This window comes from Amycolatopsis solani (assembly GCF_033441515.1).
GTDB classification, from domain to species: Bacteria; Actinomycetota; Actinomycetes; order Mycobacteriales; family Pseudonocardiaceae; genus Amycolatopsis; species Amycolatopsis solani.
The window spans coordinates 2134214-2146894 of record NZ_JAWQJT010000002.1 but is presented as its reverse complement, the minus strand read 5'-3'; the positions used below and the strand labels follow the sequence as shown (position 1 = coordinate 2146894).

Annotated in this window: 9 protein-coding genes; 6 read left to right on the top strand and 3 right to left on the bottom strand. The window is 72.4% G+C overall.

The window, feature by feature from the left end; translation table 11 throughout:
* Window positions 1-34: 34 nt before the first annotated feature.
* On the top strand, window positions 35-1195 hold the full coding sequence (locus SD460_RS30420; RefSeq protein ID WP_290056951.1) for a lipase family protein: 1161 nt from the start codon (window positions 35-37) through the stop codon (window positions 1193-1195).
* On the opposite strand, the gene SD460_RS30415 is transcribed toward SD460_RS30420, so the two are convergent.
* Entirely contained in the window at window positions 1147-2091 is a 945-nt protein-coding gene (locus SD460_RS30415; protein WP_290056952.1) for a BUD32 family EKC/KEOPS complex subunit, read from the bottom strand. The genes SD460_RS30420 and SD460_RS30415 overlap by 49 nt on opposite strands.
* The gene (locus SD460_RS30410) at window positions 2088-2672 is read right to left on the bottom strand and encodes a TetR/AcrR family transcriptional regulator (protein ID WP_290056953.1); all 585 of its coding nucleotides are present in this window, start codon (window positions 2670-2672) and stop codon (window positions 2088-2090) included. The genes SD460_RS30415 and SD460_RS30410 overlap by 4 nt, the downstream gene beginning before the upstream one ends.
* Before the next feature lie 61 nt (window positions 2673-2733).
* On the opposite strand from SD460_RS30410, the gene SD460_RS30405 reads away from it, so the two are divergent.
* The gene (locus tag SD460_RS30405) at window positions 2734-3732 is read left to right on the top strand and encodes a glycoside hydrolase family 113 protein (RefSeq protein WP_290056954.1); all 999 of its coding nucleotides are present in this window, start codon (window positions 2734-2736) and stop codon (window positions 3730-3732) included.
* 46 nt (window positions 3733-3778) lie between these two features.
* Here SD460_RS30405 and SD460_RS30400 read toward each other — a convergent pair whose 3' ends face one another.
* Window positions 3779-6592, bottom strand: a complete 2814-nt coding sequence (locus tag SD460_RS30400; RefSeq protein ID WP_318307077.1) for an AbfB domain-containing protein — start codon at window positions 6590-6592, stop codon at window positions 3779-3781.
* A gap of 300 nt (window positions 6593-6892) precedes the next feature.
* Here SD460_RS30400 and SD460_RS30395 point away from each other — a divergent pair, with 300 nt between their 5' ends.
* From SD460_RS30395 to SD460_RS30380, 4 genes are read left to right on the top strand one after another with little or no spacing between them, the layout of a single operon-like run.
* Window positions 6893-7744 carry a phosphatase PAP2 family protein gene (locus SD460_RS30395; protein WP_290056956.1) on the top strand — a complete coding sequence of 284 codons (852 nt, stop codon included), beginning with the start codon at window positions 6893-6895 and terminating at the stop codon, window positions 7742-7744.
* Window positions 7741-8751, top strand: coding sequence for a YdcF family protein (locus SD460_RS30390; protein ID WP_290056957.1), 1011 nt, complete (start codon window positions 7741-7743; stop codon window positions 8749-8751). The genes SD460_RS30395 and SD460_RS30390 overlap by 4 nt, the downstream gene beginning before the upstream one ends.
* A 30-nt stretch (window positions 8752-8781) precedes the next feature.
* A complete protein-coding gene (locus SD460_RS30385) occupies window positions 8782-9435 on the top strand; it encodes a DUF7019 family protein (RefSeq protein ID WP_290056959.1) in 654 nt (217 codons plus the stop codon).
* The gene (locus SD460_RS30380) at window positions 9436-12645 is read left to right on the top strand and encodes a protein kinase domain-containing protein (RefSeq protein ID WP_318307076.1); all 3210 of its coding nucleotides are present in this window, start codon (window positions 9436-9438) and stop codon (window positions 12643-12645) included.
* Window positions 12646-12681: the final 36 nt, after the last annotated feature.

Sequence of the window (12681 nt, the reverse complement as noted above, 5' to 3'; positions counted from 1 at the left end):
TCCCTTGGTATCCCGGACTCGACGAGGAGTTCCCATGCGTCGCTTGTGGATGGTCCTGCTGACCGTCGTCCTGCTGGTCACCACGGCCGGTGCGGTCACGGACCCGCCGCGCGGCCCGGACGGCGACGCCTTCTACACGCCGCCGAGCCCGCTGCCGGCGGGCGCCGACGGCGACGTCGTGTGGTGGCGGCCGTTGCCGGACCAGCCCGGGGCGCGCGGGTACCTGGTGCTGTACCGGTCGAGGTCCGCGACGGACACCCCGATCGCGGTGTCCGGCCGGGTCCTGGTCCCGGCCGCGCCGTGGACCGGCGCCGGGCCGCGGCCGATCGTCTCGGTCGCCAGCGGCACGCGGGGCATCGGCGACCGCTGCGCGCCGTCGAAGTTCCAGCCGGACTACGAGAAACCGCTGTTCGTCGACGCGATGCTGAGCCGCGGCTGGGCGGTGGCGATCACCGACTACGAAGGCCTCGGCACGCCCGGCCTGCACACCTACGTCGTCGGCCGCTCCGAGGGCCACACGGTGATCGACGCGGCCCGCGCGGCCACCCGGCTACCGGCGGCGGGCCTGGCGGCGGGCGGCCCGGTCGCGTTCTCCGGCTACTCCCAGGGCGGCGGGGGAGCGGCCTGGGCGGGCGAGCTGGCGCCGTCGTACGCTCCCGAGCTGACGGTCGCGGGCATCACCGCCGGCGGCACGCCCGCGGACCTGAACGCGGTGGCGAAGAACCTCGACGGCGGCATCGGGTTCGGCTTCCTGCTGCTGTCGGCCCTCGGCCTGGACGCGGCCTACCCGGAGCTGGACCTGCCCGCCTACCTCAACGACCGCGGCCGCACGCTGTACGCGACCCAGCAGGACGCCTGCGTCGACGCGGTGTTCGGCTACGCGTTCGGGCACATCGCCGACTACACGACGGCGAACCCGCTCACCACGCCGAAGTGGCAGGCCCGGCTGGCGGAGAACCAGCTCGGCGCCCGGCCGCCGAAGGCCCCGGTCTTCCTGTTCCACCGGAGCGCCGACGAGATCATCCCCTTGGCGCAGGCCCGGACCTTGCGGCGCGAGTACTGCGCGGCGGGGGTGCCGGTCACGTGGGGCACGTACCTCGGCGAGCACGTGACGACCCTGGCCTTCTCGGCCGGCGACGTCGTGGGCTACCTGGCCGACCGGTTCGCGGGCAAGCCGGCGCGCACCAACTGCTGAGCGATTTCCTCGGCGGGGTAAGGGGTTTTGCGGCTCGTCCCTTGCAGTGCGCGGTAGAAGCGGTTGACGACCTCGGCCAGCGGGGCGTGGCGCTCGACGAACGCGTCGCGGTCCCGATCACCGGGGTGGCTCCGGACGATCCGGTTCACCAGGCGGGTTAGCAGGTAGGCGCGGTCGTGTGTGGCGTGCTCGGCGAGGAACTCGGCTTCGGCATCGGAGAGGGCGAAGCCCGGGAAGGCCGCGAGCCCGAAATCGGTGAGGTACAGCCGTTCGCCGTCGGTGAGGATGTTCGCGAAGTGCGCGTCGAAGTGCTGGACGCCCTGGCCGGCCAGGAATCCGCTGATCGCGGGGAAGTCCCGGCCGGCCAGGTCGATGCCGTCCGGGTCCTCGTCGAGCCACTCGACGAGACCGTGCGGCAGGTGCTCGATGAACAGCACGAGATCGGTGGTGGCGCCGTCGAGCGCTTCGAGCCGTCGCCGCACGCCCGGGTCGTCGTGCCAGAAGGCGACGTCGTGCGCCAGGTCGGTGTGGGGGCGCGGCCGTCCGGGCAGGATCCGCCAGTGGTGCAGGAGCGGGAAGTTCGCGCACTGCCCGGTGCGGGCCCATTCGCTGGTCAGGAGGTGCGCCTCCAGTTCCCGCCAGGCGCTGAAGCCCGCTGAACCCACGCCGTAGTGGTACCAGGGCGGCAGGCCGTAGAGGTCGGCGGTCGAGCCTTCGTGCCGCCGTTCGACATCGGTGAGGGCGACCCGCTTCACGAAGACCGGCTCGCCGTCGACCCGCAGGAGCCAGGTCGACCCGCCGATCCCGGTGCCCAGCGGGCGCGCGGTGGCCAGGACGTCGTCGGGGGCGTCCGCGAGGGCGGCGGCGAGCTTCTCGTGGCGCGCGAGCCGCGTCATCGGCGCCGGACCAGGGGGAGGAAGACCTCGTCGACGATCTCGGTGAGCACGTCGTCGTCCACTGTGGTCAGTCCGTGGGTCAGGTATTCGTTGCGGAGCAACACGAGTGCGACCGTGGCGACCCGCGGGTGCCGTGCTTCGGGTGGTGCTTCGCCGCGGGCCACGGCCCGGTCGAGGACCGTCAGCCAGGTGCTCGCGACGCCGTCGGTGGCCTGCTCGTTCAGCTGCTTCAGCAGTTCCGGCTCGTCGCCGACCCCGGCCAGGAGGCCGCGGAGGATCCGGGCGGCGGGGGTGGACTGGCCGCAGTTGATCGCGCGCAGCAGGGTCAGGGCGTCTTCGCGCAGGTCGCCGGTGTCGGGTGGGCTCAGCCGGTCGCCGGCGAGGTGGCGGTAGGCGGCGACGCCGAGTGCGGCGCGGTTCGGCCAGCGGCGGTAGAGCGCGTTCTTGTTGGTGCCCGCCCGCTGGGCCACGCGTTCCATGGTCAGCCCGGCGTAGCCCGCCTCGGCGAGCTCGTCCGCCGCCGCGCGCAGGATCGCGTCTTCCAGCTCCGTGCCCCGGCGCCGGGTCTTCGCTTCGGCCATAGGTACCGACCGTACCGTAGTTGTACGGTACGGTACGTACCGTACCTTGAATGGAGGACCCATGCGAGCCAAAGGCATCGGCTACGACACCGGCTTCGAGCGCGGCGGGCGGTTCAACCGCCCCTTCGACCCCGACCTGGTCCGCCGTGAGCTGGCGATCATCCGCGACGACCTGCACTGCACGGCCGTCCGGCTGATCGGCACCGACCTCGACCGCATCGACTTCGCCGCCCGCGAGGCGGCCGCGCTGGGCCTGGAGGTGTGGTTCTCGCCGTTCCCCTGGGACCGCCGTCCGGAGGAGATCCTGGCCCAGTTCGCCGACGGCGCGGATCGGGCCGAACGGCTGCGCGCCGGGGGAGCCGAGGTCGTGTTCGTCACCGGCGCCGAGCTGAGCCTGTTCAACCACGGCTTCCTGCCCGGCGAGGGCATCGAGGAACGGCTGGCGAACGTCCTGGCCGACCGGACGCTGATCGCGGACCTCCCGGCCCGCGTCAACGACTTCCTCGCCCGCGCGGCCGAGGTGGTCCGCGCCCGTTTCGGCGGCCGGATCACGTACGCGTCGGTGCCGCTGGAGCGGGTGGACTGGACGCCGTTCGACATCGTGTCGGTCGACGCCCACCGGTCCGAGGAGGTCGAGCACCGCTACCGCGAAGGCATTCGCACCTTGGTGGCCTCGGGCAAACCGGTGGCCATCACGGAGTTCGGCGTGACCCCGTACCGCGGCGCGGCCGACCTCGGCGCTCGCTGCGGCGAGATCGTCGAGTACGAGGGGGACACCCCGGTCCGCCTGAAGGGCACGTACGTGCGGGACGAGGAGGAGCAGGCGAGGTACTTCCGTGAACTGCTGGAGGTGTTCACGACGGAAGGCGTCGACGCGGCTTTCGCCTGCACGTTCGTGTGTTACGGGCTGGTGCACCGCGCCGACCCCGCCGAGGACCTGGACATGGCGAGCTGGGGTGTGGTGAAGGTGCTGGAGGAGGGAACCGGGGACACGTACGCGGACGTCCCGTGGGAACCGAAGGCGGCGTTCGGCGCACTGGCGGAATGCTACGCCGGATGACGAGCAGGTGGTCCGGTGTGGACAGTCCACACCGGACCACCCCCGCTCACGGAGCCCAGGGCGCCGCCACGGTCCAGCTGCTGTCCGCCGACACCGTCTGGGGCCGGTCCGAGCCCGTCCCCGCGCCCGACGCGATGTACACCGCCGAGTCGAAGTGGCGCAGGTACGCGCCCGGGATGTTCAGGGACTCGAACGTCACGCCGGTGCCGCCCAGGCCCGGGCGGGTGCAGAACGTCGCGTCCGCGCGCATCAGCGCCGAGCCGTCGTCCGGTGAATTGCGGACCCGGCCGTCCTGGTGGCGCAGGAACTGGCCCGGGTAGTTCACCGACTCGAACGAGTAGCACGACGACTCGCCCAGCCCGCGCCGCACCGTGTACGTCGCGTCCTGCTTCAGCAACGCGCTGCTGCCGCTGTTCACCACCTCCGTGTAAGCGAGGCCGCCCGAATGGCGCAGGTAGCGGTCGGTGTAGCCCCACGTCGTCACCTGCAGCGACTGGCGCGCGTTCGCCGTCAGCGGGACCGAACTGCGCCACAACGCCGGCGCCGAGACGTCCCACGTCGCGTCCGCGGCGAAGCTCGTCGCCGTGTCCCACGGGTTCGTGCCGCCGCTGGCCGCCAGGTACACGGCTTCGTTGTAGTGCCGCAGGAACTTGCCGGGGAAGTTGACCGACTCGAACGACGTCCCGCCGGCGGCGAGGCCTGGCCGGGAGCACCAGGTGGCGTCCGCGGCGAACGAGCCGCCCGTGTCGCTGTCGATGCGGACGCGGCTGTCCGAGTGGCGCAGGAACTTCCCGGGGAAGTTCACCGACTCGAACGAGAAGCAGCGCGGGTTCGCCAGGCCCGCGACCGTGCGGAACGCGGCGTCCTGGCGGGCCCCGTCCGCGCTGCCCGTCGTCAGGACGTCCGTGCGCGCCAGGGAATCCGCGTGCCGCAGGTACCGGTCGGTGTACCCGGGCGTGGTCACCCGGAACGACCGCAGGTGCCCGAGCGTCAGCGGCACCGCCGCGTTCAGGTTCTTGGACGCGTTGATGAGGTCGGTGTGCGCCGCGCGGACGCGGGCGGTGTCGACCTTCTGCACCCGCCGGTCGTACGTCAGCAGCCCGTTGTACTCGCCTTCGACGTCGGTGATCTCCGTGTAGACCGACGCCGACAGGCCCTTCGCGAGCATCAGCTGCTTCGTGTCCCGGATCATCCCGGTGAAGCGGTCGTTCAGCTGCGCCGCGCTCGACATCTGTTCGTAGGCGAAGAAGCCGCCGGTCGGGCTGTACTCGTGACCGGGGTTGCGCAGGCCCAGCCCGCCGAACTCGCCGAGCACCGACACACGGGTGCCGGACGGCCGTGGCCCGTCCGGGCCGGTGTACATGTGCCAGTCGATGATGTCGCCGGTGCCCGGGTCACCCTTCGACGCGCAGCAGTTGAACCCGCTGTGCGGGTTCACCAGCCGGGTCGGGTCCTGGTTCTTGATGTTCGTCGTGACGCGCTTGGTCTCGTCGAGGTTCCACTCGCCCCAGCCTTCGTTGAACGGCACGTACGTGATGACGGCGGGGGAGAAGCGGTGCTCGTCGACGATCTCGCGCGCTTCGGTTTCGAACTCGGCGATCTGCGCGGCCGTCCGGTTGCTGTCCGCCGTCGGGGTCGACGGGATGTCCTGCCACACCAGCAATCCCAGCCGGTCGGCCCAGTAGTACCAGCGCGCCGGCTCGACCTTGATGTGCTTGCGGACCATGTTGAAGCCCAGGTCCTTGTGCTTCTGCAGGTCCGAAGCCAGCGCCGCGTCGGTCGGCGCGGTGTACAGGCCGTCCGGCCAGAAACCCTGGTCGAGGGTGCCGGCCTGGAACACGAACTCGCCGTTGAGCGTCGGCCGCAGCGTGCCGTTGACGTTCTTCGTGCCGACCTCGCGCATGCCGAAGTAGCTGACCACCTGGTCGACCGTCGCGCCGGACGCGGTGCGCAGCGACACCCGCAGGTCGTAGAGGAACGGGTCGTCGGGCGACCACCGCCGCGCGTTCGGCACCGGCACCGAGAACTCCGTGAAACCGCCGGTGGCGCTGCCGACGACGGCGCCGCCGGTCATCGACTCGGCGAGCACGGAGTACCCGCTGGTGCTGCCGCGGCCGAACACCCGCACGCGGGCGGTGTTGTTCGCCAGGTTCGGGGAGATGTCGACCGAGTAGATCGACGTCGGCGCGGTCGGCTCGAGCCAGACCGTCTGCCAGATCCCCGAAGTGGGCGTGTAGAAGATGCTCGACTGCGAGTTCGCCTGCTTGCCCACCGGCTGCTTCTCGCCGCGGCCGTCGGTCGGGTCGTAGACGCGCACGACGATTTCGTTGCTGCCGCCGGTGAGCCGCGCGGTGATGTCGGCTTCGAACCGGTCGTAGCCGCCCTTGTGCGTGGCGACCTGGACGCCGTTGACCCACACGGTCGCCTCGTAGTCGACGGCGCCGAAGTGCAGCTGCACGTTCCGGCCCGCCCACGCCGCCGGCACGGTGAACGTGCGGCGGTAGAACATCAGGTCGCGGTTGTCGTTGCGCATGATGCCCGACAGCGCCGACTCGACGGGGTAGGGCACCAGGATGCGTTCGGGCAGCGTCTGCCCGAGCGGCGGCGCGGCGTAGCGGTCGACGCTGCCGCCCGAGCCGGTGGCGGGGTTGAGGAACTCCCACTCGCCGTTGAGGGACTGCCAGTCGGGCCGCTGCAGTTGCGGCCGCGGGTACTCGGGCAGCGGGTTGGTGGTGCTGACCTGGGACGTCCACGGCGTGGACAGCGGCGGCGGTTTGGGGGTGACGGCGGCGTTCGCGGCCGGTGTCACCACGACGAGCGGCGACAGCAGCGCGAGGACCAGGACGACGAAGCGGCGCATCGAACTCCTCCGGGGACGCGCACGGAACCGCGCACCGGCCTGGCGGGGACGGCGGAGCACTCCGGGCGGGGGCGGGCACGCCGAGCCCGGAGCACTACCGCGGGCTCGTCGAACCGAACGTAACACGGAACATGGGCAAACTGAATAACTCAGAAACCACCAGACAATCAACACCAGACCACTCGAACGTCAGGTCCACGCACGAACCGGGCCGGCGGTTGAGTCTCACCCTCGGTGTGCGTCCGATCGCAGCAGGCAACTACGCTGTCCGGAGCAATCGCGCACTGGAGGAGGTCCGGGGTGGTTCCCGCCCGTCGCTGGCCGGCCGTCGCGGCCGGGTGCGCCGTCGTCCTGGCCGCGGTCTACTTCCTCGCCGTCTGGACGGTGCCCGGCCAGGAGCTGGAGAACGCCGCGCTGCGCGGAGCCGACGAAGCCGCCGCGCGCGACCAGGCCGTCGCCGACGCGAGCCTGAGCCGGATCACGCTGGTCTCGCTGGCCGTCGCCGTCGTCGTGGTGGCGCTGGTGGGCGTGCTGCGGCGGCGCCTCGACCTCGCCGTCGCGGCGGTCGGCGTGATCGTCGGCGGCCAGCTCGTGACGCAGGGGCTCAAGCGGTTCGTGCTGCCCCGGCCGGGGCTGGTCGAGGTGACCGGGCACTACGCCGGCAACAGCCTGCCGAGCGGGCACACGACGATCGCGATGACCGTGCTGTTCGCCGCCCTGCTCGTGGTGCCCTACCGCTGGCGCGGCGTCACGCTGTTCTTCCTGCTGTCGTGGGCGGTCGGCATCGGCGCGTACACGGTGACGGCGAAGTGGCACCGGCTCTCCGACACCCTCGCCGCGGACGCGATCGCCCTCGGGCTCGCCTGCCTGGCGTCGTGGTGGCTGGCGCGGCGCGGGGCCGTGCGCCGCCACGACGGGCCGCGCCGGCTCCCGCGGGTGCTCGTCGTGACCCTCGCCGTCCTCGGGGCCGTGGTGTCGCTGGGGCTCGGCACCCTCCTCATCGGAGCGTCGCTGGCCGGCGGCGGGTACGCGGAAACGGTGCGGGGCAACGCCTGGGTCGTCTACCTGGCCGCGAATTCGTTCGCCTCCTTCGGTTCCATCGCCGCGGCGCTGGTGTTCCTGGCGACCTGGCGGCGGCTGGAGGTCGCGTGAACCCGGCCCTGCTCCCGCTCGCCGCGGCCGTCTTCTGCTTCGCCGTGTTCCTGGTCAGCTTCCTGCTCGACCGCCGCAAGCTGCGCAACGGCTTCTACCTGTTCTTCGCGCTGGCTTTCTTCGGCCTGACGCTGCTCGCGCTGCTGGCGTCGATCTCGCCGGAGGCCGCGGCGTTCGTCGCTTTCGGGCTGGTCGCGCTGATCCCGCTGACCATCGTCGTGCTCGCGGTGTTCCTGATCGGCAACGGTGTCACGATGCTGCGCCGCGAAGGCCGCCGTCCGGCGAACCTGCTGTCCCTGGCCGCCGGCGTCGGCATCGTGGCGCTCATCGTCTTCGACTTCGTGGTCGGCCAGCTGGGCTGGGCGCCGCTGGAGGCGGTCCGCGACAGCCTCGACGGGATCGTCGCGTACCTGTCGTTCCTCTTCGTCTGCTTCCTGCTGTATTCGCTGGTGTACGGGCGGATCCGCACCCGCCGCCCGCTGGACTTCGTGGTGGTGCTCGGTTCCGGCCTGCTCGGCGGCACGAAGGTCCCGCCTCTGCTGGCCGCCCGCCTCGACCGCGGCCGCCGGGTGCTGGACGCCGAATGCCGCAAGGGCCGCGAACCGCTGCTGGTCACCTCCGGCGGGCAGGGGCCGGGGGAAGAGCTGCCGGAGTCCCACGCGATGGCGGACTACCTCACCGGCCGGGGCGTACCGCGCGAGCGGATCGTGCTCGAGGACCGCTCGCGCACGACGCGGGAGAACCTGACGTTCAGCGCGGGCCTGATGCGCGAGCGGCGGCCGGACTACCGCTGCGTCGTCGTGACCAACAACTTCCACGTCCTGCGCGCGGCGCTGCTCGCCCGCAAGACCAAGGTGAACGGCCAGGTCATCGGCGCCCCGACGGCGTGGTACTTCTGGCCGAGCGCGACCCTGCGAGAGTTCGCGGCGATCATCGTGGACCACCGCGTCCTCAACGGCACCGTGTGCGCGGTGATCGTTCTGGCGAGCGTGCTCAAAGCCGTGTAGCCGCTATGATCCGGCCAGAGCCGCCGGGGGATGGGGAGCACGTTGTCGTTCCAGTACTACTTGTACGTCAGTGACAGCAAGGTCGACATGCTGCTCGCGCAGATGGATCCGGCCTTCACGCGCAAGCGCACCACCGAGGTCAGCGTGAACCTCAAGCTGTTCGGCGGCAAGCAGTCCTCGGAGGCACCCGCCGGCGGCGAACGCACGGCGAAGCTGCAGCGGGTCGTCCGCTACCTGGAAGACCACGGCGACCTCGGCACGGTCGACGAGCCCGGCCAGTTCTTCTGGGGACTGCTCCCGATGAGCTGGGGACCCTTCCCCGCCGAGCCGACGCTCGCGTACTTCGGCGGGCGGAGCGGACGGACCGTCGTCGGGCTCGGCGGGTCCGGGCACCACATCCTCGGTGGCGGTCCCGCGCCCGGCGGAGTGCCGCGGTCGGTGCTGCCGTCCCTGCTCGCCGGGCTGCGCAGCGACCCGGACATCGGTGCGCTGACCGAAGCCATCAAGCACGAGGACGACGGTGCGCACAAGGGCGCGCTGGCCGCCGTGCGGCGGGCCAACGAGGCCATGCCGGGGCCGGACCAGAACCTCGAGTTCGTCGCCAAGCGGCTGCTGAGCGGGCCCACCGGTGACGGCGTGAACGTCGTGCTCGGCACCCCGCTGTACGTGGCGCAGGTAGACTAGATGTGGTCGCCGGGCGACGTCGTGCTCGGGGTGTACGAGGTCCGCGACGTCGTCACCACCGGTGGCATGGGACTGGTGTACCGCGTGTGGCACCGCCAGTGGGGAATGGAACTGGCGGTCAAGACGCCGCGCCAGGAGCTGGTCGCCTCGCCGGCCGACGCCGAGCGGTTCGAGGCCGAGGCGGAGGCCTGGGTCGGGCTCGGCGCGCACCCGCACGTCGTGAGCTGCGCCTACGTCCGCCGCGTCGACGGCACGCCCCGGGTGTTCGCCGAATGGGCCGGCGGTGGCAGCCTCGCCGAAGCCGTCCGTGATCGCACGCTCTACGGCGGCGGCCACCGCCCGGCCGTGGGCCGGATCCTCGACCTGGCGATCCAGACCGCATGGGGGCTCGGGCACGCGCACGAGCGCGGGGTGATCCACCAGGACGTCAAGCCCGCCAACGTCATGCTCGACACCGGCGGCGCGGCGAAGGTCACGGACTTCGGCCTGGCCAACGTCACCGGCGGCGAAGGCATGACCGTGGCGTACTGCTCGCCCGAACAGGCCAGGGGCGAGCGCCTCGGCCCGGCGACCGACGTCTGGTCGTGGGCGGTGAGCGTGCTCGAGATGTTCGCGGGCGGGCCGCCGGCGATGTTCGGGCACGCGGCGGCGGGGGTCTTCGCGCAGTTCCTCGAGGCCGATCCCGCCGATCCGGTCCTCCCGCCGGTGCCACCGGGCGTCGCGGACCTGCTGCGGCGGTGCTTCGCCGAGGACCCGGCGGCCCGGCCCGCGGGCTTCGGCGAACTCGCCGACGAGCTGGCGGAGCTCTACCGGTCCACGGTCTTCCGGCCGTACCCGCGGCAGCGGCCGGACGAGGCCCCGCTGCTCGCCGACGCGCTGTCCAACCGCGCGCTGTCCCTGCTGGACCTCGGACACGCCGAGCAGGCGGACGAACTCTGGGCGGAAGCCCTGCGCGCCGACCCGCACCACCCGCACGCGACCTACAACCGCGGGCTGCGCCGGTGGCGGGCCGGCACGCAGACCGACCGGCAGCTGATCGCCGAGCTGGACGCGGTGCGGCTGAGCCACGACGGCGACCGGACCGCCGATCGCCTGCTCGCCGCCGTCCACATCGAGCGCGGTGACAAGGAATCCGCGCTCGGCCTGCTCGACGACCTGCCCGACGGCCCGGACACCGCCACCGCCCGCGCCCTGCCGGACCGGAAGATCACCGAACGGCCCAGCCCGGTCTTCGTCAACCTTTCGGCCCCGCTCGCGCTGAGCGCCGACGGCCGGGTGGCCGCCGTGACGTTCCGGCAGCGAGAGGCTGAAGTCTGGTCGCTGCCGGAGGGCCGGGTGCGCTACAGCCTGGCGGGCCACGAGAACCGGCTCCGGTCGCTGTCCCTGAGCGCCGACGGCCGCGTGCTGGCCTCCGCGGACGACGGCGGGCAGGTGCGGGTCTGGGACACGACGACGGGGGAGTGCACCCGGGTCGTGGACGTCGCTAGCGGGGTGGAAGCGGTCGCGATCAGCCCCGACGGGACCGTGGTGGCCGTGGTCTCCGGCGACGGATCGGTGCGGGTGCTGGGCGAGACCGTGGAGCTGCTCCGCGCCGGGGTACCGGATTCCGAGTACGGCCGGGGCTGGGCGATCGCGGTCACCGGGGACAACGAGCGCGTGGTCGCGTTCGACGGCTTTGACTGGACGTTGCGGGTGTTCACTCGCGCCGGCGAGGAGCTGTGGCGGGTCGGCGGCCTGCGGCACAACTGCGCGCTCAGCCCCACCGGCCGGTACGCGCTGTCGGCCACGCACGACGACAACGTGGTGCTGGTGGACCTGACGACCGCCGAGGTCACCGTCATCGGCAGCGCCTTGCCGTGGAACAAGGGTTTCAGCTGGCTGGCGGTCAGCGACGACGGCCGCACCGCGGTGAACACCTTCGACCTCCTGCTCCAGCACTGGCGGCTCGACGAGGGCCGGTGCACGTTCACCACGACGGTCCATTCCCGCAACCCGATGAGGGTCGCCGCGGACGCCGAAGGACGCGCCGTGCTGGTCCTGCTCGGCAGCCGCACCCCGCAGATCGTCCACACCACCGCCGTCGTCCACCTGCCCGAGCCGGGGCCCGCCGCGCCCTGGAGCTACGCCCGCCCGCAGCCGACCGACCGGATGGCCGGGGACGCGCTGATCGCCGGGGAAAACCTCGGCCTGGCCGCCGAGTTCCTCGACACCGGACGGCTCGCCGCCGCCCGCCGCCAGCTGGACATCGTGCGCGCGATGCCCGCGTACCGGCGGCACCCGGAGCTGCGGACGCTGTGGCGGCGGGTGGGCGCGGTCAGCGAGCGGGCCGCCTTCGCGGGCGTGTGGCCGTCCCGCCGCTTCGACGCCGTCCTGCACGGCCGGACGGCGCTGACCCGGGACGGGCACTACGCCTTCGCGGACTTCTTCGGCCGGGGCGTCCGGGTCGTCGACCTGCGCACCGGCGAGGTGGCCGCCGCGGCGGACCGGCACGAGCTGGAGTTCCAGGACGCGACCGCGTGCGCGGACGACCGCCACGTGCTCGCGACGGACTCGGACGGCGCCGGCGTGCTGTGGGACCTCAGGACGGCCCGCCGCGCCGGCGTCGTCGTGCGGGACGACGCCGGGAACCCCGTGCTGAAGGACGAGAACCCCGCGTTCGAGTTCGTGCGCCGGGACGGCCTCAGCATCCTGCGCAACCGGTTGACGGGCCGTCCGCTGCACGGCTGGTCGGTGCGCGCGGGCGAGCGGGTGGTGCTGTCGGGCGACGTCGCCGTCCTGGTCGGCGACGACGGGCAGGCGTGGGTGCTGGACGCCGCCGGCTTCACGACCGTGCGCCAGGCACGCGTCTACGCCGGCGAAGCGGCCGTCGTCGCGAGCGCCGACGGCCGGGTCCTCGCCGCCACCCGGCTCGGCTTCGACAACACCGGCGAGGTCGTGCTGTCCGTCGCGGGGTCGGCCGAAGTCGTGGCGAACGTGACCGACGACCGGGTGACGTCACTGGCGCTCAGCGCCGACGGGGACCTCCTGCTCACGGCGTCGTCGCGGCTGCTCCGGCTGTGGCACCTGCCGAGCGGCGGCCTGGTCACCGAGGTCGAGTGCGACCAGGACGTCATCGCGATCGAACTGGCCCCCGACGGGTGCGCCGCGGTGGCCGTCGTGGGGTACCACCACCTGCGGTGCTGGGAGCTGGACTGGGACTACCGCGCGTAGCCGTGGCGGGCGGCGGGCGTCCGGGGTGACACTGGC

Excerpts from the sequence above, each read along its gene's own strand:
- SD460_RS30400 (WP_318307077.1), bottom strand. The coding sequence starts at position 6,592 with ATGCGCCGCTTCGTCGTCCTGGTCCTCGCGCTGCTGTCGCCGCTCGTC.
- SD460_RS30405 (WP_290056954.1), top strand. The coding sequence starts at position 2,734 with ATGCGAGCCAAAGGCATCGGCTACGACACCGGCTTCGAGCGCGGCGGG.
- SD460_RS30385 (WP_290056959.1), top strand. The coding sequence starts at position 8,782 with ATGGGGAGCACGTTGTCGTTCCAGTACTACTTGTACGTCAGTGACAGC.
- SD460_RS30410 (WP_290056953.1), bottom strand. The coding sequence starts at position 2,672 with ATGGCCGAAGCGAAGACCCGGCGCCGGGGCACGGAGCTGGAAGACGCG.
- SD460_RS30415 (WP_290056952.1), bottom strand. The coding sequence starts at position 2,091 with ATGACGCGGCTCGCGCGCCACGAGAAGCTCGCCGCCGCCCTCGCGGAC.
- SD460_RS30380 (WP_318307076.1), top strand. The coding sequence starts at position 9,436 with ATGTGGTCGCCGGGCGACGTCGTGCTCGGGGTGTACGAGGTCCGCGAC.
- SD460_RS30420 (WP_290056951.1), top strand. The coding sequence starts at position 35 with ATGCGTCGCTTGTGGATGGTCCTGCTGACCGTCGTCCTGCTGGTCACC.